Origin of the sequence: Streptomyces yangpuensis (assembly GCF_001005295.1) — a bacterium.
GTDB lineage: Bacteria > Actinomycetota > Actinomycetes > Streptomycetales > Streptomycetaceae > Streptomyces > Streptomyces yangpuensis.
In genome coordinates this window covers 184962-204569 of sequence record NZ_LBMK01000009.1, presented here as the reverse complement: position 1 = coordinate 204569, position 19608 = coordinate 184962, and the positions used below count along the sequence as shown (strand labels likewise).

General features: G+C 72.1%; 19 protein-coding genes. 13 read left to right on the top strand and 6 right to left on the bottom strand.

Going from position 1 to position 19608, the window contains the following annotated elements; translation table 11 throughout:
* The first annotated feature begins 42 nt into the window (after nucleotides 1-42).
* Both AAT21_RS31575 and AAT21_RS31570 read left to right on the top strand, forming a co-directional pair.
* Complete coding sequence (locus tag AAT21_RS31575; RefSeq protein WP_030963318.1) at nucleotides 43-657, top strand: DUF4365 domain-containing protein; 615 nt, start codon at nucleotides 43-45, stop codon at nucleotides 655-657.
* Entirely contained in the window at nucleotides 657-1901 is a 1245-nt protein-coding gene (locus tag AAT21_RS31570; protein WP_235439294.1) for a hypothetical protein, read from the top strand. Before AAT21_RS31575 ends, AAT21_RS31570 begins: the two co-directional genes overlap by 1 nt.
* Here AAT21_RS31570 and AAT21_RS31565 read toward each other — a convergent pair.
* Nucleotides 1843-2367, bottom strand: a complete 525-nt coding sequence (locus tag AAT21_RS31565) for a GNAT family N-acetyltransferase (RefSeq protein WP_052758076.1) — start codon at nucleotides 2365-2367, stop codon at nucleotides 1843-1845. The genes AAT21_RS31570 and AAT21_RS31565 overlap by 59 nt on opposite strands.
* Nucleotides 2368-2787: 420 nt before the next feature.
* Between AAT21_RS31565 and thrS the strand changes: the two genes are divergently transcribed.
* Nucleotides 2788-4764, top strand: coding sequence for a threonine--tRNA ligase (thrS, locus tag AAT21_RS31560; protein ID WP_030965188.1), 1977 nt, complete (start codon nucleotides 2788-2790; stop codon nucleotides 4762-4764).
* A 71-nt stretch (nucleotides 4765-4835) separates the two neighbouring features.
* Nucleotides 4836-5396, top strand: a complete 561-nt coding sequence (locus AAT21_RS31555; RefSeq protein WP_046780396.1) for an HIT family protein — start codon at nucleotides 4836-4838, stop codon at nucleotides 5394-5396.
* A 40-nt stretch (nucleotides 5397-5436) separates the two neighbouring features.
* Here AAT21_RS31555 and AAT21_RS31550 read toward each other — a convergent pair whose 3' ends face one another.
* From AAT21_RS31550 to AAT21_RS31530, 5 genes are all read right to left on the bottom strand, one after another.
* Nucleotides 5437-5838: a DnaJ family domain-containing protein gene (locus AAT21_RS31550; protein WP_046780395.1), complete on the bottom strand. Its 402-nt coding sequence runs from the start codon at nucleotides 5836-5838 to the stop codon at nucleotides 5437-5439.
* A 225-nt stretch (nucleotides 5839-6063) separates the two neighbouring features.
* Nucleotides 6064-6645, bottom strand: coding sequence for a TetR/AcrR family transcriptional regulator (locus AAT21_RS31545; RefSeq protein WP_046780394.1), 582 nt, complete (start codon nucleotides 6643-6645; stop codon nucleotides 6064-6066).
* A 76-nt stretch (nucleotides 6646-6721) separates the two neighbouring features.
* Nucleotides 6722-7612 carry an SDR family NAD(P)-dependent oxidoreductase gene (locus tag AAT21_RS31540; protein ID WP_046780393.1) on the bottom strand — a complete coding sequence of 297 codons (891 nt, stop codon included), beginning with the start codon at nucleotides 7610-7612 and terminating at the stop codon, nucleotides 6722-6724.
* A gap of 281 nt (nucleotides 7613-7893) precedes the next feature.
* Nucleotides 7894-9558 carry a hypothetical protein gene (locus tag AAT21_RS31535; protein WP_046780392.1) on the bottom strand — a complete coding sequence of 555 codons (1665 nt, stop codon included), beginning with the start codon at nucleotides 9556-9558 and terminating at the stop codon, nucleotides 7894-7896.
* Between the two features lie 149 nt (nucleotides 9559-9707).
* Entirely contained in the window at nucleotides 9708-11921 is a 2214-nt protein-coding gene (locus AAT21_RS31530) for an elongation factor G-like protein EF-G2 (protein WP_046780391.1), read from the bottom strand.
* A gap of 313 nt (nucleotides 11922-12234) precedes the next feature.
* Here AAT21_RS31530 and pgsA point away from each other — a divergent pair, with 313 nt between their 5' ends.
* The 9 genes from pgsA (at nucleotide 12235) to ruvA (ending at nucleotide 19482) form a co-directional block, all read left to right on the top strand.
* Nucleotides 12235-12900 (top strand): phosphatidylinositol phosphate synthase, encoded by a 666-nt coding sequence (gene pgsA / locus AAT21_RS31525; protein ID WP_046780390.1) that lies wholly within the window; start codon nucleotides 12235-12237, stop codon nucleotides 12898-12900.
* A complete protein-coding gene (locus tag AAT21_RS31520; RefSeq protein WP_046780389.1) occupies nucleotides 12900-13805 on the top strand; it encodes a phosphatidylinositol mannoside acyltransferase in 906 nt (301 codons plus the stop codon). The genes pgsA and AAT21_RS31520 overlap by 1 nt, the downstream gene beginning before the upstream one ends.
* Entirely contained in the window at nucleotides 13802-14974 is a 1173-nt protein-coding gene (locus AAT21_RS31515) for a glycosyltransferase family 4 protein (protein ID WP_046780388.1), read from the top strand. Before AAT21_RS31520 ends, AAT21_RS31515 begins: the two co-directional genes overlap by 4 nt.
* A gap of 87 nt (nucleotides 14975-15061) precedes the next feature.
* Nucleotides 15062-15604, top strand: coding sequence for a LemA family protein (locus tag AAT21_RS31510; RefSeq protein WP_030034543.1), 543 nt, complete (start codon nucleotides 15062-15064; stop codon nucleotides 15602-15604).
* A gap of 194 nt (nucleotides 15605-15798) precedes the next feature.
* Nucleotides 15799-16716, top strand: coding sequence for a pyridoxal 5'-phosphate synthase lyase subunit PdxS (gene pdxS / locus AAT21_RS31505; protein ID WP_030656154.1), 918 nt, complete (start codon nucleotides 15799-15801; stop codon nucleotides 16714-16716).
* A 7-nt stretch (nucleotides 16717-16723) separates the two neighbouring features.
* Nucleotides 16724-17317, top strand: coding sequence for a pyridoxal 5'-phosphate synthase glutaminase subunit PdxT (gene pdxT, locus AAT21_RS31500; protein ID WP_046780387.1), 594 nt, complete (start codon nucleotides 16724-16726; stop codon nucleotides 17315-17317).
* A gap of 57 nt (nucleotides 17318-17374) precedes the next feature.
* Nucleotides 17375-18127: a YebC/PmpR family DNA-binding transcriptional regulator gene (locus AAT21_RS31495; protein ID WP_046780386.1), complete on the top strand. Its 753-nt coding sequence runs from the start codon at nucleotides 17375-17377 to the stop codon at nucleotides 18125-18127.
* Between the two features lie 204 nt (nucleotides 18128-18331).
* Complete coding sequence (gene ruvC / locus AAT21_RS31490; protein ID WP_046780483.1) at nucleotides 18332-18862, top strand: crossover junction endodeoxyribonuclease RuvC; 531 nt, start codon at nucleotides 18332-18334, stop codon at nucleotides 18860-18862.
* Nucleotides 18859-19482: a Holliday junction branch migration protein RuvA gene (gene ruvA / locus AAT21_RS31485; protein ID WP_030965171.1), complete on the top strand. Its 624-nt coding sequence runs from the start codon at nucleotides 18859-18861 to the stop codon at nucleotides 19480-19482. The genes ruvC and ruvA overlap by 4 nt, the downstream gene beginning before the upstream one ends.
* The last annotated feature ends 126 nt before the right edge of the window (nucleotides 19483-19608 follow it).

Below are 19608 nucleotides of genomic sequence, written 5' to 3'. Positions count from 1 at the left end.
CCACCACTCAGAGCAGAGCCCGGAAGGCATGGGGAGCCGGCCATGGCGCTCGCACAGCCCGAACCGGGCGGGGTGCTGGCGGGGCAGATCGATCCGCGGACCGGCACCGGTGCAGGTGCACCGGACGGGACGCGGGCCGTACCGCTGCGCGGCACACTCGCCACCACCGCATGCATGGAGACCCTCCAGGTGGGATACCTGCACGCCGTCGCCGCCGCGGCCGGCTGCTCGCTGTCCCAGCCCTTCCCCGACAACGGCGTCGACTGGCACGTCAGCCACGGCGCCCCCGAGCACGTCGTCGACGACGAGGTCACCGTCAAGGTGCAGTTGAAGGCGACCTACCAGGTACCGCCCCGGCCGCCCGGGCCCACCTTCGCCTTCACCCTCGACAACGAGCACCTGGTGAAGCTGGCCCGCACCCCGGTCGCCGTCCACAAGATCCTCGTCGTGATGCTCGTCCCGCGGGAGCGCGACCAGTGGCTCGCCGCCGGACACGACCGGCTCGACCTTCGGCACTGCTGCTACTGGACCAATCTCGCCGGACACCCCGTGACCGGCCGGCGCCGGACCACCGTACGGATCCCCACCGCGCGGATCTTCGACGACCGGGCGCTGTGCGAGATCATGACCCGGGTCGGGTCGGGAGGGACACCCTGATGCACTGGCACCCGCCGAACCTCGAACCGCTGCTGCCCCCGGACCACGGCAGCCACGGGCATTTCCCGGACTTCCCCGGCTTCCCGCACTCCGCCGCGCCCGATCCCGGGCAGGTCGACCCCGCCGTGCTCGGTGCACTGCTGCACCGGCACGGCTGGCTGCGCCGGGGAGGCGCCGCCGGACGGTACGGGCGCTGGACACCGCCCGGGCACGACGGCACCAGCGTGCTCGTCCCCGAGAACCGGGCCTTCCCCGACTGCACCGACCTGCTGGAGGAGGCGCTGACCGCGCTGTCGCGCAGCACGCTCCCGTCGGCGCGGGAGGTGCTCTACGGGCTGAGCGTGCCCAGCGACGAGATCCGCTGGGAGCGGGAGGCCCCGCCGGGGGCGTACGGGCTGGGCGGCGAAGCCGCCTGGACGGCGCAGGAGCAGCTGCGCTCGGCCGCCCGGCAACTGCTGCTGGCGGGGGCGCTCGCGGCGCGGGCGCGGGCCGGCTACTACGGCGCCCGCCACCGCGCGCAGGCCGAACGGGTCCTGGACGCGGTGCTGGTGGGGCCGCAGCCGGGCGGGCGGCGGCTGAGCGCGTACGTGCCGGTGGACGGCGGGCGGGGCACCGTGACGCGGTTGCACCACGCGCTGCACGCGGCCCGCGAGGCCGTGGACTACCAGCGGGCCACCGGCGGGATGGAAGCCTTCGACGCCGCCGTCGCGGCAGGGGTCAGCCGGGAGCTCGCCGAGGCACTGATCGCGCTGGTGCGGGGCTCGGAGGGGGCCCGTGTCGCCCTCGCCTGGGCGCCGGCGGCGGGGGTCCCGGCGGGCTGCGCGGCCCGGCCGGAGCCGGTGGAGTTCTCCCCGGGCGACCTGCCGGTCCTGCGGGAGGCGGCCGCGCGCTACACCCGCGAGGAGCCGGCCGTGCGGGTGCGCGTCGCGGGGGCGGTGGTCCGGATGCGGCGCTCGGCCCCGGGCGGAGGGGGCACGGTGCGGCTGCGGGTGCTGGCCGGGGCGGAGGTCCCGTACGTACGGGCCGCGCTCGACGAGGAGGCGTACCGGGTGGCCGGCCACGCGCACCTGGTGGGCCTGCCGATCCGGATCAGCGGACGGCTGCAGCGGCGGGGCGGCTTCCGCCGGCTCACGGACGCCACGGACGTGAGCCCCGTCCCCCTGGACGAGGTCGAGCGGGACCGCCTCATGAAGTCCCTGGACGAGTCCCTGGACCCTGCGGACGTGCTGCCGTCGGACGACTGAAGGAGGCCATCACCAGACCCGGGGCGGGGGAGAAGTCCGGGCCGCGGCTGAAACCGAAGGCCTCGTAGAGGCGGACGGCCGGGGTGTTGGCGGCTCCGGTGGTCACCTGGACCGGGCGGCCGGGGAAGAGCTCGGCCAGCTCGGCCAGGGCGTGGCGCAGCAGCAGGGAGGCGATGCCGCGGCGGAAGAAGGCGGGGGCGACGCAGAGCCGGTCGATCCCGGTGGCGGGGCCGGTGGGCTCCTCCGCCCAGGCGAGGAACCCGGCCGGCTCCCCGTCCTCGGAGACGGCCCCGACCCAGTGCAGTGCCTGTGCGCGCATCTCGGCGAGGCTCTCGCGCAGGGCGGGGATCCCGTCGAAGCCGATGAGCTCCGCCTCGACGGTGTACGCCGCCCGGCCGATCCGGTGCACGGCGGCGGCGGTGGCGTCGTCGGTCAGGTCGAGCGAACGGACGTGCAGGCTGGGCATACGGGTCCCTCCGGGGGCTGAGGCGACCCCTCACGCTACCGGCGGCGCCCGCGGGCGCGACCGAATTTCCCGGCGGGGCCGGGGCCGGGGCCGGGACCCCCGGGCGGGGGCGGGGGCTGGGTGGCGCGGCCTGCTCCCGCCGGAGCCGGGGCTTCGGACGTGCGGCCCGCACCTGCCGGGGCCCGGCGGTGGCTTCGGTGTGGGGTGGGGACACTCCGGGGCGTCTCCCCGTGCCGGGCCGGACCGCCGGTGCCTGGTCGGCGCCCGGGCCCAGCCCGCGCGCCGCCTGCGGCTGTCCAGGGGATACGGGCGGGGGCGGGGCGGAGCCCGGGAGTGACCGTTTAGCGGCGCGGCCACTCGGCTCGGTACGATTCACGCGCGCAGCGTTCGCTCGCGCATCCCCTGAGTCAGGAGTGACCGGTGTCAGACGTCCGTGTGATCATCCAACGCGATTCCGAGCGGGACGAGCGCGTGGTGGCCACGGGCACTACGGCGGCGGAGCTCTTCGCCGGCGAGCGCACCATCGTCGCCGCCCGCGTCGCGGGCGAGCTCAAGGACCTCGCCTACGAGGTGCAGGACGGCGAGACCGTCGAGCCGGTGGAGATCTCCTCCGAGGACGGCCTCAACATCCTGCGCCACTCCACCGCGCACGTCATGGCGCAGGCCGTGCAGGAGCTGTTCCCCGAGGCCAAGCTCGGCATCGGCCCGCCGGTCCGGGACGGTTTCTACTACGACTTCGACGTGGCCCGGCCCTTCACCCCGGAGGACCTCAAGGCCGTCGAGAAGAAGATGCAGGAGATCCAGAAGCGCGGCCAGCGCTTCTCCCGCCGCGTCGTCACCGACGAGGCGGCCCGCGAGGAGCTCGCGGACGAGCCCTACAAGCTGGAGCTCATCGGCATCAAGGGTTCCGCGTCCACCGACGACGGCGCGAACGTCGAGGTGGGCGGCGGCGAGCTGACCATCTACGACAACCTGGACGCCAAGACCGGCGAGCTGTGCTGGAAGGACCTCTGCCGCGGTCCCCACCTGCCCACCACCCGCAACATCCCGGCGTTCAAGCTCATGCGCAACGCCGCCGCCTACTGGCGCGGCAGCGAGAAGAACCCGATGCTCCAGCGCATCTACGGCACCGCGTGGCCGTCGAAGGAGGAGCTGAAGGCCCACCTCGACTTCCTCGCCGAGGCCGAGAAGCGCGACCACCGCAAGCTCGGCAACGAGCTCGACCTCTTCTCCATCCCGGACGAGATCGGCTCCGGCCTCGCCGTCTTCCACCCGCGCGGCGGCATCATCCGCCGGGTCATGGAGGACTACTCGCGCCGCCGGCACGAGGAGGAGGGCTACGAGTTCGTCTACTCCCCGCACGCCACCAAGGGCGCCCTCTTCGAGAAGAGCGGCCACCTGGACTGGTACGCGGAGGGCATGTACCCCCCCATGCAGCTCGACGGTGGTACCGACTACTACCTCAAGCCCATGAACTGCCCGATGCACAACCTGATCTTCGACGCGCGCGGCCGCTCCTACCGCGAACTGCCGCTGCGCCTGTTCGAGTTCGGCACCGTGTACCGGTACGAGAAGTCGGGCGTGGTGCACGGTCTGACCCGCGCCCGGGGCTTCACCCAGGACGACGCGCACATCTACTGCACGCGTGAGCAGATGGCCGAGGAGCTCGACCGCACGCTCACCTTCGTGCTGAACCTGCTGCGCGACTACGGTCTGACCGACTTCTACCTGGAGCTGTCCACCAAGGACCCGGAGAAGTTCGTCGGCTCGGACGAGGTCTGGGAGGAGGCCACCGCGGTCCTCCAGCAGGTCGCCGAGAAGCAGGGCCTCCCGCTGACCCCCGACCCGGGCGGCGCCGCCTTCTACGGTCCGAAGATCTCCGTGCAGGCGCGCGACGCCATCGGCCGCACCTGGCAGATGTCGACGGTGCAGCTGGACTTCAACCTGCCGGAGCGCTTCAACCTGGAGTACACCGCCCCGGACGGCTCCCGCCAGCGGCCGGTCATGATCCACCGCGCCCTGTTCGGCTCGATCGAGCGGTTCTTCGCCGTGCTGCTGGAGCACTACGCGGGCGCCATGCCGCCGTGGCTGGCCCCGGTCCAGGCCGTCGGCATCCCGATCGGCGACGGGCACGTCGAGTACCTGCAGGAGTTCGCCGCCGCGGCGAAGAAGCAGGGCCTGCGGGTGGAGGTCGACGCCTCCTCCGACCGTATGCAGAAGAAGATCCGCAACCATCAGAAGCTCAAGGTCCCGTTCATGATCATCGTCGGTGACGAGGACATGGCCGCGGGCACCGTCTCCTTCCGCTACCGCGACGGTTCGCAGGAGAACGGCATCCCGAAGGACGAGGCGCTGGCCAAGCTGGCGAAGGTCGTCGCGGACCGCGTCCAGGTCTGATCCGTACGGTGCGGGCCCCCGGAAAGTGATCACTTTCCGGGGGCCTTCCTCGTCCGCACGGGCAAGGTCATATGCTGCATGGCATGACGACTGAGCCGGAGCAGCAGATCGGGGTCGGCACGCAGGACGCGTTCCAGCGGCTGTGGACGCCCCACCGGATGGCCTACATCCAAGGGGAGAACAAGCCGACCGGCCCGGAGGCCGGGGACGGCTGCCCCTTCTGCGGGATTCCGGAGATGTCCGACCAGGACGGCCTGGTCGTGGCGCGGGGCAAGCACGTCTACGCCGTGCTGAACCTCTACCCCTACAACGGCGGCCACCTGATGGTGGTCCCGTACCGGCACGTCGCCGACTACACCGAGCTCGACGGTCCGGAGACGGCCGAACTGGCCGACCTCACGAAGCGGGCGATGCTGGCGCTCCGCAAGGCCTCGGGTGCCCACGGTTTCAACATCGGAATGAACCAGGGGGCGGCGGCCGGTGCCGGTATCGCCGCGCACCTGCACCAGCACATCGTGCCCCGCTGGGGCGGGGACACGAACTTCATGCCGGTCGTCGGTCACACCAAGGTCCTGCCCCAACTCCTGGCGGACACCCGCCAGATGCTCGCCGACGCCTGGCCCCAGGGCTGACCCCGGGGGCTCCGGCCCCACCAGCCGTGCCGGACGCCTGCTACGAGGCGTGCCGCTCACGCCGGGCCCGCAGCTCGGCCTCGACGTCGAACTCCTTCAGGTTGAGGGGAGGGCCGGGCGGGGGCATCCGCAGGGCCGCGCGGATCTTCTCGTTCACCTCGGTGAGCAGGGCCCGTGCCTCGCGTTCGGTGCGCGCCGCCGCGGCCGCCTCCCGGGCGTCTTCGGCCTCCTTGCGCAGCGCGAGCGCCGGCGGGAGGGCGGCGAAGCCCTCCCGGTGCATCTTGTCCCGGATCCACCACAGCTCGTCGTACGGGGCGTCGAGCGAGGCCAGCGGCTTGCCGAAGCCCGGCAGCTCCTTGAAGTCGCCGCGTGCGGTGGCCTGCCTGATCTGCCGGTCCACGAAGGACTCGAAGTCCACGCCCGGCGGTTTGCGCTCGGTCACGGTCGCCTCCTCGGCCCGTCTCCTCGTCCCTCCACCCTAAGGGCTTGCCGGGAAGCAACACCTTGATTCCCGGCAAGCCTTTAGTCACCGAACCCAGTGCCGCATCAGGCAACGTTCGCCGCGTCCTGAGTTCCCCACCTTCACCCGGGTTCCGCGTCACGGAATTCCACACCTCTGCCGTCACGACTCCCCAGAGGGAGGGCGGTCTGCGGGAGAGGGGAGACCTCACACCGTCGTTGGTGTGGCGCGCAAGCCGCCGAGCAATGCGGCCAGGTAGCGGTGCGCGGTGTCGATCCGGTCTGCGGGAGCGCCGCCGTGTACATCTACGGCGTGGGCGATGCCGCACATGAGCGGGACCAGATCGGCTGCGGCCAGGTCGGGTCGGACCGCCCCGGCCGCGCGGGCCCGGTCGAGGAGTGTGGTGCCTGTCGACCACAGGGACTCCTTGAGTTCCGTGGTGCGAGGCAGGGCGTCGACGGAAGCGGCGGCGACCGGCGCCAGGGAGGCGTCGGTGACCTGTGCCTCGACGGTGCCGGCCAGGAAGCTCTCCAGCGCCCGCCAGGCGTCGGTGTCGGCCAGCGCCTGCCTGCCGTGGGCGGTCAGGGCCTCCAGGCGGGGAGTGGCGACGGCCTCCAGGAGAGCCTCGGGCGTGGCGAAGTGGCGGTAGACGGTGCCGACTCCGAGTCCGGTGCGGCGGGCGACGTCGTTGAGCTGCAACGGCACGCCCTGGTCGACCAGCTCGCGGGCGACGGCCACGATCCGGTCCCAGTTGCGGGCCGCGTCCTTGCGCAGTGGTGTCGTCGTCATGGGGACATGCTAATCGGATGGCTCATCCGGATGCCCCCGCCGCCCGTGCCAGCCATGCCGGGCCGGGCCTGGCGGGTCAGGGCGCCACGAGGGGTGCGTGCTGCCGGCTGAGCCGGCGCACGGCATCGGCGACGCGGGGGTCGGTGGCCGCGCGCAACGGCGCCGCCGGGCGGGCCGTGGCGCCGATGAGGATGCCGGTCCGGCCCGCCAGGGACTCGTCGGTGGCCGCGGTGATGGAGGACTTCGCGGCCTCGGATGCCGGGCCCGCGGTGGAGCGTTCGAACTTGCGGCGCACCAGCGGCCACAGCAGTTGCAGGGCCGGTGAGACGATCTTCGGGTCGGTCATGGTGCCGTTGGTCATGTCGGTCGCAGCGCCTCCGGGGTCGGCGGCGAAGACCGAGACGCCCGTGCCGTCGAGCCGCGCCGCCAGGTCGAGCGTGTAGGCGAGGTTCGCGAGCTTGGCGCGGCCGTACCAGTGGAAGCCGTAGTAGCCGCCGGGCGGCTCTACGGCGTCGAACACCCGTTTGGCTAGACCGACCGCAGCCGAGGTCACGTTCACGATCCTGCTCGGTGCACCGGCCGTGAGCGTGGGCAGCAGCAGCTCCGTCAGCAGGTACGGCGAAAGGTGGTTGACGACGAACGACGCCTCCACGCCGTCCAGCTCCTGTCGATCCGTGAACATCGCCCCGACGTTGTTCACCAGCACGGTCAGCGGTTCGCCGGAGGCGGCGTGGTCGCCGGCTATCCGCCCGGCGAGTGCGCGCACGTCGTCGAGCGAGCCGAGGTCGGCGGGCAGGAACCGGCCAGGGTGAGCCGGGTTCACCGCGTCGATCCGCTCGACCGCCCGGGCGCCCCGCTCGGCACTGCGCCCGACCACGGTCACCGAGAATCCGGCGGCAGCCAGTCCCAGAGCCGTCTCCAACCCGATACCGGCGGTCCCGGCCGTGACCACAGCTGTCTTCCTCATGCGTTCCTCCAGCCCGGCGATTCGGATAGGTCATCCGCTTAATGGCAACGGTAACACAAGCGGATGACTCATCCGTTTGTGGTGGCGGATGGGGCCGTCCCGCCGCCCTGGGCCGATCACAGCACCGTCCGGGCCCGCCGTCAGGTCACCACCGACCCCGTCCTCCGGCGGTCGCTGACCCGCACACGGACAGCCACCCGCACACAGCACGACGTACAACGCGCCGCCCGGATCACCAGCCGGACGGCGCGTCATAACAGGCTCAACGATGCCTGATGCGGCTAGGCGTCGTAGACGTCCGCCTTGCGCGGGGCCGGCTCCTGGATGAGTCCGCTCATGATCGAGGAGCGGTTGGTGAAGCGCTCGGTGTCCACGCCGTTCTCCTCCAGGACCTTGAACGTCGCCGTGTGGATCGACCTCAGGACCGGGGCGACCGTGCGCAGGGCGTCGTCGGCCATGAACCGGTGGCGCCACATCGAGCTCGCCCAGACGTGCCGCAGGCCGAAGGGCTCGGGCAGCACCAGCTTGCCGCCGAAGAAGTCGAGGATCGGCGGGTACCAGGTCAGGGGCGCGCGCACGGCCAGGCGCACCACCTCCTGGGTGTCGACCAGCGCCAGCGGCTTCTCCACGGTCTCCCAGAAGCGGATGCTCTTGGGCACCTCCACCACCGGTGCCTTGGACTTGGTGGTGAAGAGGCCGTGCACGGGGCCCAGGGTGTGCGCGGTGACGTCCACGCGCAGGGTCTTGTAGAGCACGGTGACCGTGACCAGCATGTTGATGATCAGCTGGCCGTCCCAGAGCGGGTACTGGATGCCCAGGTAGTGCCGGTTGCCGGAGTTGAACTGCTGCTCGTTGCAGATCCGGGTGACCTCGTGCGGCTTGACGAGGAAGGCGTCGACGTTCTCCCCGGTGGGGCGGGCCACCTCGGCGGCGCCCTCGCCGACCGGAGTGACGATCCAGTGCTGGATCGCGGCCGGCGGGAAGCCACCGGTGTGCAGCGGGCCCCGCTCCAGCTTGCGCAGCTGGGTGTCGATCGCGCGGATGACGTCCCAGGCCCGGAAGGGGTGGATCTCCTTGCCCTCGTCCTTCGGGGCGAGCTCCTCGGCCATCTGCCAGTTGCCCCAGCGGGTGCCCATCCCGAGGATGCCCTTGGGGCCCGCGTAGAAGACCTGGTTGCTGCGGTTCTCGGCGGTGAGCTTGGCGAGCTGGTGGCGCAGGTCCTCGCGGGCCTTCTCGTCGGGGTTGCCCGGCACGGCCTCCGGGATCTTGGCGGCGACGCCGCCGCCGGACAGCAGCCCGTCCCAGCGTTCGCGCAGGTCACGGGCGGTGGACTCGCAGGTGCGGCGGGCCAGCAGCCAGCCCAGCGCGGGCGCGATGAGCATGCCGCGGGCGTAGAGGCCGAGGAAGCCGGTGAGCGGCAGCCTGAACATCAGGACGGCCGCCACGATGCCCACCCCCACCAGGAGCGCGGTGCCCAGCCAGGAGTGCTTGCCCTCCTTGGAGGCGAGGGACTTGCGGAGCTGGAAGAGCCCCAGCCACAGCAGCAGCCCGGGCAGGAACAGCACACCGCAGATCAGCATGATCACCCGGAGCCTGCGGTCGCGCTCCTTGCGGATGCGGGACGCGGCCAGGCAGTGCTCCACGACCGTCTGCGGGTCGGCGCCGAAGGACTGGATGAGCGGCTTGCGGCCGGACCCCAGGGCGCGGGCCTCGACGGCCCGGCAGAAGGCCTCGCCGAGGCTGGGCTCGAAGAGCGAGAGCTTCGGGGGCTTCACCGTGGCCGGGTGGTTCTCGCTGTTGGCCCCGAGTATCGCGTCGAGCCGGGTGTCCTTGCCGCCGTCGCGGTACGCGGCCGAGGCGAGGGCGTTGGTCGCCGCCGTCTGCCCCCCGCCGTTCTGCAGAGGAATCTGCGCGCCGGGCCTGAAGTCGAATCCGTCGTCCGCCACCGCTGCCCCCACCCCATCGCTGTGCGTTCCTGCTGTGTTCCTGCTGTTTTGGTGCGCCGAAGAGCCTATCGGCGGATCCCGCCCCATGGTCATGGGACAGGGAAATGCCGCCCATCGCAAGCTGGTTGGATGGGCGGCACACCCCGGTGCTATCTCAACCTGCTTCCCTTCTCCGCCTGTTCACGCACCTTGTCCGCGATCTGGGGCGGCATGGGCTCGTGCCGGGCGTAGGCGCGGGCGAAGCGGCCGGTGCCGTGCGAGACCGAGCGCAGCTCGACGGCGTAGCGGCCGATCTCGATCTCGGGGATCTCGGCGCGGACCCGGGTGCGCCCGGACCCGGCCTGGTCGGTGCCGACGACGCGGCCGCGGCGGCCCGCGAGATCGCTCATGACGGGCCCGACGTACTCGTCGGGGATCAGGACGTCGACCTCGGCGACCGGTTCGAGCAGGTCGATCCGGGCCTCGGCGGCGGCCTCGCGCAGGGCGAGCGCGCCTGCGGTCTGGAAGGCGGCGTCCGAGGAGTCGACCGAGTGCGCCTTGCCGTCGAGGAGGGTGATGCGGATGTCGACCAGCGGGTAGCCGGCCGCGACCCCGCGGGCGGCCTGGCTGCGGACGCCCTTCTCCACGGAGGGGATGAACTGGCGGGGCACGGCGCCGCCGACGACCTTGTCGACGAACTCGATGCCGCTGCCGGGCGGGAGCGGTTCCACCTCGATCTCGCAGATGGCGAACTGGCCGTGCCCGCCGGACTGTTTGACGTGCCGGCCGCGGCCGGCCGCCTTGCCGCCGAAGGTCTCGCGCAGGCTCACCTTGTGCGGGACGGGATCGACCTGGACGCCGTAGCGGGTGCGCAGCCGCTCCAGGGCGACGTCCTGGTGGGCCTCGCCGAGGCTCCACAGGACGACCTGGTGGGTGTGCGGGTTCTGCTCCAGCCGCATGGTGGGGTCCTCGGCGACGAGCCGGGCCAGGCCCTGCGAGAGCTTGTCCTCGTCGGCCTTGCTGTGGGCCTCGATGGCGAGGGGGAGCAGCGGGTCGGGCATGGTCCAGGGCGTCATGAGGAGCGGGTCGTCCTTGGCGGAGAGGGTGTCGCCGGTCTCGGCCCGGCTGAGTTTGGCCACGCAGGCCAGGTCGCCGGCGATGCACCGGCCGAGGACGCGCTGCTGTTTGCCGAAGGGGGCGGTGAGGGTGCCGATCCGTTCGTCTGCCTCGTGGAGGTCGCGGTCCTCGTGGCCCCGGTCGGTCAGGCCGTGCCCGCTGACGTGGACGGTCTCCTCGGGGTTCAGGGTGCCGGAGAAGAGGCGTACGAGGGAGACGCGGCCGACGTAGGGGTCGGAGGAGGTCTTGACGACCTCGGCGACCAGGGGGCCGGCGGGATCGCAGGTGACGTCGGGGCGGGCGGTGCCGTCGGGACGGGTGACGGTGACGGCGGGGCGCTCCAGGGGCGTCGGGAAGCCGCCCGTGATCAGTTCGAGGAGTTCCACGGTGCCGAGGCCCTGGCGGGCGCCGTCGGCGGCGGGAGCGGCCATCAGGACGGGGTGGAAGGTGCCGCGGGCCACGGCCCGCTCCAGGTCGTCGACCAGTGTTCTGAGGTCGATGTCCTCGCCGCCGAGGTAGCGGTCCATGAGGGTCTCGTCCTCGCTCTCGGCGATGATCCCCTCGATCAGGCGGGAGCGGGCCTCGGTGATGAGGTCCAGCTCGGCCGGGTCCGGGTCGCGCTCCACGCGCTCGCCGGAGGCGTACTCGTACACGCGCTGCGAGAGCAGGCCGAGCAGGCCGGTGACGGGGGCGTGCCCGTCCGGGCCGGCGGGGCCGTGCAGGGGGAGGTAGAGGGGGATGACCGCGTCGGGGTCGTCGGCGCCGAAGATCTCGCCGCAGACCGCGGTCATCTGCGTGTAGTCGGAGCGGGCGGCCTCCAGGTGGGTCACGACGATGGCGCGGGGCATGCCGACGGCTTCGCACTCGTCCCAGACCATGCGGGTGGCGCCGTCGATCCCGTCCGAGGCCGAGACGACGAAAAGGGCCGCGTCCGCCGCGCGCAGACCGGCCCTGAGTTCCCCGACGAAGTCGGCGTATCCGGGGGTGTCCAAGATATTGATCTTGATCCCGTCCCATTCGACGGGGACGAGGGAGAGCTGGATGGAGCGTTGGCGCCGCTGTTCGATCTCGTCGTAGTCGGAGACGGTGGCGCCGTCCTCGACCCGTCCGGCCCGGTTGACCGCTCCGGCGGTCAGGGCGAGGGCTTCGACCAGTGTGGTCTTGCCGGATCCGCTGTGGCCGACCAGCACGACGTTCCGTATGGAGGACGGGCGGTCGGCCGTCAGTGCCCTGCCGGCGGCTCCGGCTTGGTGTGATGTGGCTCCCATGGTGCTCGTGCCTCCCGGTGGTGACGGTGAGGAGGGTGGGTTCCTTGTCCCCGCGCATGAGGAATGCGCGGTTCTACGAGCTTTGCACCGCTGTCACGCGGCGTCCATACGTCGTACCGCGGACGTACCGGCGGCGTACAGGGGGCGTACGGGGCGCGTACCCGGGACGCACCGCGGACCGGCCGCGGCACGAAGTACGCCTTACGGAGCGAGAACCGGTGGGTGCGCGGCGTTCCGGCGGCGGCGTGCTGGCTACGATGGGCCAGCCGGTGGCCGTGGTGGCCGTGCGGCCCAGCGACCCTCCGGGAAGGCCATGCTGAACAAGTACGCGCGTGCATTCTTCACGCGTGTTCTCACGCCATTCGCCGCATTTCTGCTCCGGCGGGGGGTGAGCCCGGACGCGGTCACCCTGATCGGCACGGCCGGAGTGGTGGCGGGCGCGCTGGTCTTCTTCCCCCGCGGGGAGTTCTTCTGGGGCACCATCACGATCACCCTCTTCGTCTTCTCCGACCTCGTCGACGGGAACATGGCCCGCCAGGCGGGGATCTCCAGCAGGTGGGGCGCCTTCCTCGACTCCACCCTCGACCGGGTGGCCGACGCGGCGATCTTCGGCGGCCTCGCCCTCTGGTACGCCGGCTCCGGCAACGACAACGCGCTGTGCGCGGTGGCGATCTTCTGCCTGGCCAGCGGCCAGGTGGTGTCGTACACCAAGGCGCGGGGCGAGTCGATCGGCCTTCCGGTGGCCGTCAACGGGCTCGTCGAACGCGCCGAGCGCCTGGTGATCTCGCTGGTTGCGGCCGGTCTGTCCGGACTGCAGACCTTCGGGGCGCCGTCCTGGCTCGGCGTCCTCCTGCCGATCGCCCTGTGGGCGGTCGCCGCCGGCTCGCTCGTCACGCTGATCCAGCGCGTGGTCACCGTACGCCGCGAGGCCGCCGAGGCCGACGCCGCTGCCGCCGCTGCCGAGGGGGGCGCGGCCTGATGGGCGCCGCACAGGACAAGCTGGTCGACGGGCTGTACGGACTAGGCTGGGCCGGGGTCAAGAAGCTGCCCGAGCCGGCCGCCGTGGCCCTCGGCCGGCGGATCGCGGACTTCGCGTGGAAGCGCCGCGGCAAGAGCGTGCTGCGGCTGGAGTCGAACCTGGCCCGGGTGGTGCCGGACGCCAGCCCGGAGCGGCTGCGCGAGCTGTCCAAAGCCGGCATGCGCTCGTACATGCGCTACTGGATGGAGTCCTTCCGGCTGCCGACCATGGACCCGGCGCGGTTCGGCACGGACGTCGAGTTCAAGGACGAGCATCTCCTGCGCGAGGCCCTCGCCTCCGGGCGCGGGGTCGTCGTCGCCCTGCCGCACCTGGCCAACTGGGACCTCGCCGGAGCCTGGGCCATCGGCCACATCGGCTCGCCGTTCACCACGGTCGCCGAGCGCCTCAAGCCCGAGAGTCTCTACGACCGCTTCGTGGCCTACCGCGAGAGCCTGGGCATGGAGGTCCTGCCGCACAGCGGCGGCGCCGCCTTCGGCACCCTCGCCCGGCGGCTGCGCTCCGGCGGCCTGGTCTGCCTGGTCGCCGACCGGGACCTGTCGGCCTCCGGCGTCGAGGTGGACTTCTTCGGCGGGGCGGCGCGCATGCCGGCCGGGCCGGCGCTGCTGGCCCAGCAGACGGGAGCGGTGCTGCTCCCCGCCACCCTGCACTACGGCGACACACCCAAGATGTACGGCCGGATCCACCCCGAGGTGGAGGTCCCCAAGGCCGGGACCCGGGCCGAGAAGACCACCGCCATGACCCAGGCGGTGGCGGACGCCTTCGCGTGGGGCATCGCCGAGCACCCGGAGGACTGGCACATGCTCCAGCGGCTCTGGCTGGAAGACCTGGAGGAGCGCACGCAGTGAAGATCGGCATCGTGTGCCCGTACTCGTGGGACGTGCCGGGCGGCGTCCAGTTCCACATCCGGGACCTGGCCGAGCACCTGATCGGCCTCGGCCACGAGGTGTCGGTGCTGGCCCCGGCCGACGACGAGACCCCGCTCCCGCCGTACGTGGTCTCCGCGGGGCGGGCCGTGCCGGTCCCGTACAACGGGTCCGTGGCCCGGCTGAACTTCGGCTTCCTGTCGGCGGCCCGGGTACGGCGCTGGCTGCACGACGGCACCTTCGACGTGATCCACATCCACGAGCCGGCCTCGCCCTCGCTGGGACTGCTCTCCTGCTGGGCGGCGCAGGGGCCGATCGTGGCCACCTTCCACACCTCGAACCCGCGCTCCCGGGCGATGATCGCCGCGTACCCGATCCTGCAGCCCGCCCTGGAGAAGATCAGCGCGCGGATCGCGGTGAGCGAGTACGCGCGGCGCACACTGGTGGAGCACCTCGGCGGGGACGCGGTCGTGATCCCGAACGGCGTGGACGTGGACTTCTTCGCGAAGGCCGAGTCCAAGGCGGAATGGGGCGGCGGGACGCTCGGCTTCATCGGCCGCATCGACGAACCGCGCAAGGGCCTGCCGGTGCTGATGGCGGCCTTCCCGAAGATCGTGGAAGCCTGCCCGGACGTACGCCTGCTGGTCGCGGGCCGCGGTGACGAGGAGGAGGCCGTGGCCTCGCTCCCCGCCGGCCTGCGCTCGCGCGTGGAGTTCCTCGGGATGGTCTCGGACGAGGACAAGGCGCGGCTGCTGCGCAGCGTCGACGTGTACGTGGCCCCGAACACCGGCGGCGAGAGCTTCGGCATCATCCTGGTCGAGGCCCTGTCGGCGGGCGCCGCGGTACTGGCGTCCGACCTGGACGCCTTCGCCCAGGTCCTGGACCAGGGCGGGGCGGGCGACCTCTTCGCCAACGAGAACGCGGACGCCCTGGCGGCCGGCGCGATCGCCCTCCTGCGCGACCCGGACCGCCGCGCGGAGCTCAGCGCGCGGGGCTCGGCCCACGTACGCCGCTTCGACTGGTCCACGGTCGGCGCGGACATCCTGGCCGTCTACGAGACGGTCACGGACGGCGCGGCGGCGGTCGCCACCGACGAACGCGTCCCCCTCCGCACCCGCCTCGGCTTCTCCCGCGAGCCCTCGGACTCCTGACCCCACCCGAGCCCCTCGGCCTCCCCGGCCCGGCCCGGCCAGGGCCGATGGGGGCCGGAGGGCGGTGGAGCGGTAGGGTCGCGCAGCGTGATCGAAACCCTTGTCTGGATCGCCCTGGCCCTGGCTGTCATCGGCGTGTACCTCAGCTGGACCGCCGGGCGGCTGGACCGGCTGCACTCGCGGATGGACGCCGCGCGGGCCGCGCTCGACGCACAGCTCGTCCGGCGCGCCTCCGTGGCGCTGGAGGTGGCCACCTCCGGGGCGCTCGACCCCGCCTCCTCGCTCGTGCTGTACGAGGCCGCGCACGCCGCCCGGCAGGCCGAGGAGGACCACCGTGAGGTCGCCGAGAGCGAGCTGAGCCAGGCGCTGCGGGCGGTCTTCGCCGACGCCGACCAGGTCGAGGTGCTGAAGGCCGCTCCCGGCGGGGCGCAGGCCACCGAGGAGCTGGCGGCGGCCGTCCGCCGGGTGCCGATGGCCCGCCGCTTCCACAACGACGCCGTACGGGCCGCCCGCGCGCTGCGCCGCCACCGCAAGGTCCGCTGGTTCAGACTGGCCGGACACGCGCCGTTCCCGCTGGCCTTCGAAATGGACGACGAGCCTCCGGCGGACCTCGCGGACCGGCCGACCTGACCCCTGGGAGACACCTCCCGGGCCTGTCGTCAAAGGAGCGCCAGGCGGGACTTTGACGGCGGGCCTAGGGCCACGGGGGACAAATGAAAGAGCCACTGGCTCCATATTGGCCCTTGTAGTGGACTGATCCCCTGGGGTTTCCTCAGCCGAGTAGTACGCGCAGTACCCGTCTTCCTTTCGAGTGAGGTCAATCCGTGAGCACGCTTCCCACCTCCCCCCAGTCCGCCGAGTCGGCGATCGGCACCTCGCGCGTCAAGCGCGGCATGGCCGAGCAGCTCAAGGGCGGCGTGATCATGGACGTGGTCAACGCCGAGCAGGCGAAGATCGCCGAGGACGCGGGCGCCGTGGCCGTCATGGCCCTGGAGCGGGTCCCGGCCGACATCCGCAAGGACGGCGGCGTCGCGCGCATGTCCGACCCGAACATGATCGAAGAGATCATCGAGGCCGTGTCCATCCCCGTGATGGCCAAGTCCCGCATCGGTCACTTCGTCGAGGCCCAGGTCCTGCAGTCCCTCGGCGTCGACTACATCGACGAGTCCGAGGTCCTGACCCCGGCCGACGAGGTCAACCACTCCGACAAGTGGGCGTTCACCACCCCCTTCGTCTGCGGTGCCACCAACCTGGGCGAGGCCCTGCGCCGCATCGCCGAGGGCGCGGCCATGATCCGCTCGAAGGGCGAGGCCGGCACCGGCAACGTCGTCGAGGCCGTCCGCCACCTGCGCCAGATCAAGAACGAGATCGCCAAGCTGCGCGGCTTCGACAACAACGAGCTGTACGCCGCCGCCAAGGAGCTGCGCGCCCCGTACGAGCTCGTCAAGGAGGTCGCCGAGCTCGGCAAGCTCCCCGTCGTGCTGTTCTCCGCCGGTGGTGTCGCCACCCCGGCCGACGCCGCCCTGATGCGCCAGCTCGGCGCCGAGGGTGTCTTCGTCGGCTCCGGCATCTTCAAGTCGGGCGACCCGGCCAAGCGCGCCGCCGCCATCGTGAAGGCCACCACGTTCTTCGACGACCCGAAGATCATCGCGGACGCCTCCCGCAACCTGGGCGAGGCCATGGTCGGCATCAACTGCGACACCCTCCCCGAGGCCGAGCGCTACGCCAACCGCGGCTGGTAGTCCCGATATGACGAACACCCCCGTGATCGGTGTCCTGGCCCTCCAGGGCGACGTACGGGAGCACCTGATCGCCCTGGCCGCGGCGGACGCCGTGGCCAGGCCGGTCCGGCGCCCCGAGGAGCTCGCCGAGGTCGACGCCCTGGTGATCCCCGGCGGCGAGTCCACGACGATGTCGAAGCTCGCCGTGCTCTTCGGCATGCTGGAGCCGCTGCGCGAGCGCGTGGCCGCCGGCATGCCCGTGTACGGCACCTGCGCCGGCATGATCATGCTGGCGGACAAGCTCCTCGACGGCCGGGACGACCAGGAGACCCTGGGCGGCATCGACATGATCGTGCGCCGCAACGCCTTCGGCCGGCAGAACGAGTCCTTCGAGGCGAAGATCGACTTCGTGGGCATCGAGGGCGGCCCGGTCGAGGGCGTCTTCATCCGCGCCCCGTGGGTCGAGTCCGTCGGCGGCGCCGCCGAGGTGCTCGCCACCTACGACGGCCACACGGTCGCCGTGCGCCAGGGCAACGTCCTGGCGACCTCGTTCCACCCCGAACTGACCGGCGACGACCGCGTCCACGCGTACTTCGTCGAGATGGTGCGCGCCGGGCTGTGACGAGCTCCCGGTAGGATCGAAGACGAACACTGTTGGTGACGCGAAGGAGACAGGCGGATGTCCGGCCACTCTAAATGGGCTACGACGAAGCACAAGAAGGCCGTGATCGATGCCAAGCGCGGCAAGCTCTTCGCGAAGCTGATCAAGAACATCGAGGTCGCGGCCCGCATGGGCGGCGCCGACATCGACGGCAACCCGACGCTCTTCGACGCGGTCCAGAAGGCCAAGAAGCAGTCGGTCCCGAACAAGAACATCGACTCCGCGGTCAAGCGCGGCGGCGGCCTCGAGGCCGGCGGCGCCGACTACGAGACGATCATGTACGAGGGTTACGGCCCGAACGGTGTCGCGGTGCTCATCGAGTGCCTCACCGACAACCGCAACCGCGCCGCCTCCGACGTCCGCGTCGCCATGACCCGCAACGGCGGTTCGATGGCCGACCCGGGCTCGGTCTCGTACCTGTTCAACCGCAAGGGCGTCATCGTCCTGCCCAAGGCCGAGCTGAGCGAGGACGACGTCCTCGGCGCGGTCCTGGAGGCCGGTGCCGAAGAGGTCAACGACAACGGCGACACCTTCGAGATCATCAGCGAGGCCACCGACCTGGTCGCGGTCCGCACCGCGCTCCAGGAAGCCGGCATCGACTACGACTCGGCGGACTCCAGCTTCGTCCCGACCATGCAGGTCGAGCTCGACGAAGAGGGCGCCCGCAAGATCTTCAAGCTCATCGACGCGCTGGAGGACAGCGACGACGTGCAGAACGTCTTCGCCAACTTCGACGTCTCGGACGAGGTCATGGAGAAGGTCGACGCGTAACGGCGGCGCGAGCCGAGCGCAACCGGCGGGCCGACAGGACACACCCTGTCGGCCCGCCGTCGCATTGTCAGTGCGGGCGGATAGCCTGACGGTGTCAACCGGGTGTGCGCCCGATTTCGGACCGCAACCATCGATTGAGCAGCCATGACGCTGCTCGGCCACCTCCGCGGGAGCGGCGGCGGTGCAGCCGCACAAGGGGGCGCGGTGCGTGTACTGGGCGTGGACCCGGGCCTGACGCGATGCGGCGTCGGCGTCGTGGAGGGCGTCGCGGGCCGTCCCCTCACCATGCTCGGGGTGGGGGTCGTACGGACATCCGCGGTCGCGGAGCTGGGCCACCGGCTCGTCGCCGTCGAGCAGGGGATCGAGGAGTGGCTCGACACGCACCGGCCCGACATCGTCGCCGTGGAGCGGGTCTTCAGCCAGCACAACGTCAGCACCGTGATGGGAACCGCCCAGGCCAGCGCCGTCGCGATGCTGTGCGCCGCCCGCCGCGGGATACCGGTCGCGCTGCACACCCCCAGCGAGGTCAAGGCCGCCGTCACCGGCAGCGGCCGGGCCGACAAGGCCCAGGTCGGCGCGATGGTCACCCGGCTGCTGCGGCTGGCCGAGCCGCCCAGGCCCGCCGACGCCGCCGACGCCCTCGCCCTCGCCATCTGCCACATCTGGCGGGCCCCCGCCCAGAACCGCCTCCAGCAGGCGGTCGCCCAGCACGCCTCGAAAGGCCGTACCCGATGATCGCCTTCGTCAACGGCGCGGTCGCCGCGCTCACCCCCAACCTCGCCGTGATCGAGGTCGGCGGAGTGGGCATGGCCGTGCACTGCACGCCGAACACCATCGCCGGCCTGCGTGTCGGGGAGCAGGCCCGGCTGGCGACCTCGCTGGTCGTCCGGGAGGACTCGCTGACCCTGTACGGCTTCGCCGACGACGACGAGCGCCAGGTGTTCGAGCTGCTCCAGACCGCGAGCGGGGTCGGCCCCCGGGTGGCGCAGGCCATGCTCGGCGTGCACACCCCCGACGCCCTGCGGGTGGCCTTCGCCTCGGGTGACGCGAAGGCGCTGACCGCGGTGCCCGGCATCGGCCCGAAGGGCGCACAGAAGCTGTTGCTGGAGCTCAAGGGCAAGCTGGGCGCCCCGGCCCCCGTGGTGGGTGCCCAGCGCGCGGTGGCGTCGGGGCCCGCCCCCTGGACCGAGCAGCTCACTGCCGCCCTGATCGGCCTCGGCTATGCGTCGCGGGAGGCGGAGGAGGCCGTGGTGGCGGTCACCCCGCAGGCGGAGGCGGCCATCGCCGCGGGCGGCTCGGCCCCGGTGCCCCAGCTGCTGCGCGCGGCCCTGCAGTCCCTGAACCGCGCCCGCTGACCGTTTCGCCGCCGCGCGGGACCGGACGCCGCGTACCGGGTGCGCTCGGGCCCTGCGCGGGCCGGCACCGCCGCGCGGCGGCCCACGCGCAGCCACCGCCCCCGCACAGACCACCGCACGACGCAG

Coding starts and splice junctions, on each gene's coding strand:
- AAT21_RS31565 (WP_052758076.1), bottom strand. CDS start 2,367: ATGCCCAGCCTGCACGTCCGTTCGCTCGACCTGACCGACGACGCCACC.
- AAT21_RS31495 (WP_046780386.1), top strand. CDS start 17,375: ATGTCCGGCCACTCTAAATGGGCTACGACGAAGCACAAGAAGGCCGTG.
- AAT21_RS31530 (WP_046780391.1), bottom strand. CDS start 11,921: ATGGGAGCCACATCACACCAAGCCGGAGCCGCCGGCAGGGCACTGACG.
- AAT21_RS31540 (WP_046780393.1), bottom strand. CDS start 7,612: ATGAGGAAGACAGCTGTGGTCACGGCCGGGACCGCCGGTATCGGGTTG.
- AAT21_RS31555 (WP_046780396.1), top strand. CDS start 4,836: ATGCTGCATGGCATGACGACTGAGCCGGAGCAGCAGATCGGGGTCGGC.
- AAT21_RS31575 (WP_030963318.1), top strand. CDS start 43: ATGGCGCTCGCACAGCCCGAACCGGGCGGGGTGCTGGCGGGGCAGATC.
- AAT21_RS31570 (WP_235439294.1), top strand. CDS start 657: ATGCACTGGCACCCGCCGAACCTCGAACCGCTGCTGCCCCCGGACCAC.
- pdxT (WP_046780387.1), top strand. CDS start 16,724: ATGACGAACACCCCCGTGATCGGTGTCCTGGCCCTCCAGGGCGACGTA.
- ruvA (WP_030965171.1), top strand. CDS start 18,859: ATGATCGCCTTCGTCAACGGCGCGGTCGCCGCGCTCACCCCCAACCTC.
- pgsA (WP_046780390.1), top strand. CDS start 12,235: ATGCTGAACAAGTACGCGCGTGCATTCTTCACGCGTGTTCTCACGCCA.
- AAT21_RS31545 (WP_046780394.1), bottom strand. CDS start 6,645: ATGACGACGACACCACTGCGCAAGGACGCGGCCCGCAACTGGGACCGG.
- AAT21_RS31520 (WP_046780389.1), top strand. CDS start 12,900: ATGGGCGCCGCACAGGACAAGCTGGTCGACGGGCTGTACGGACTAGGC.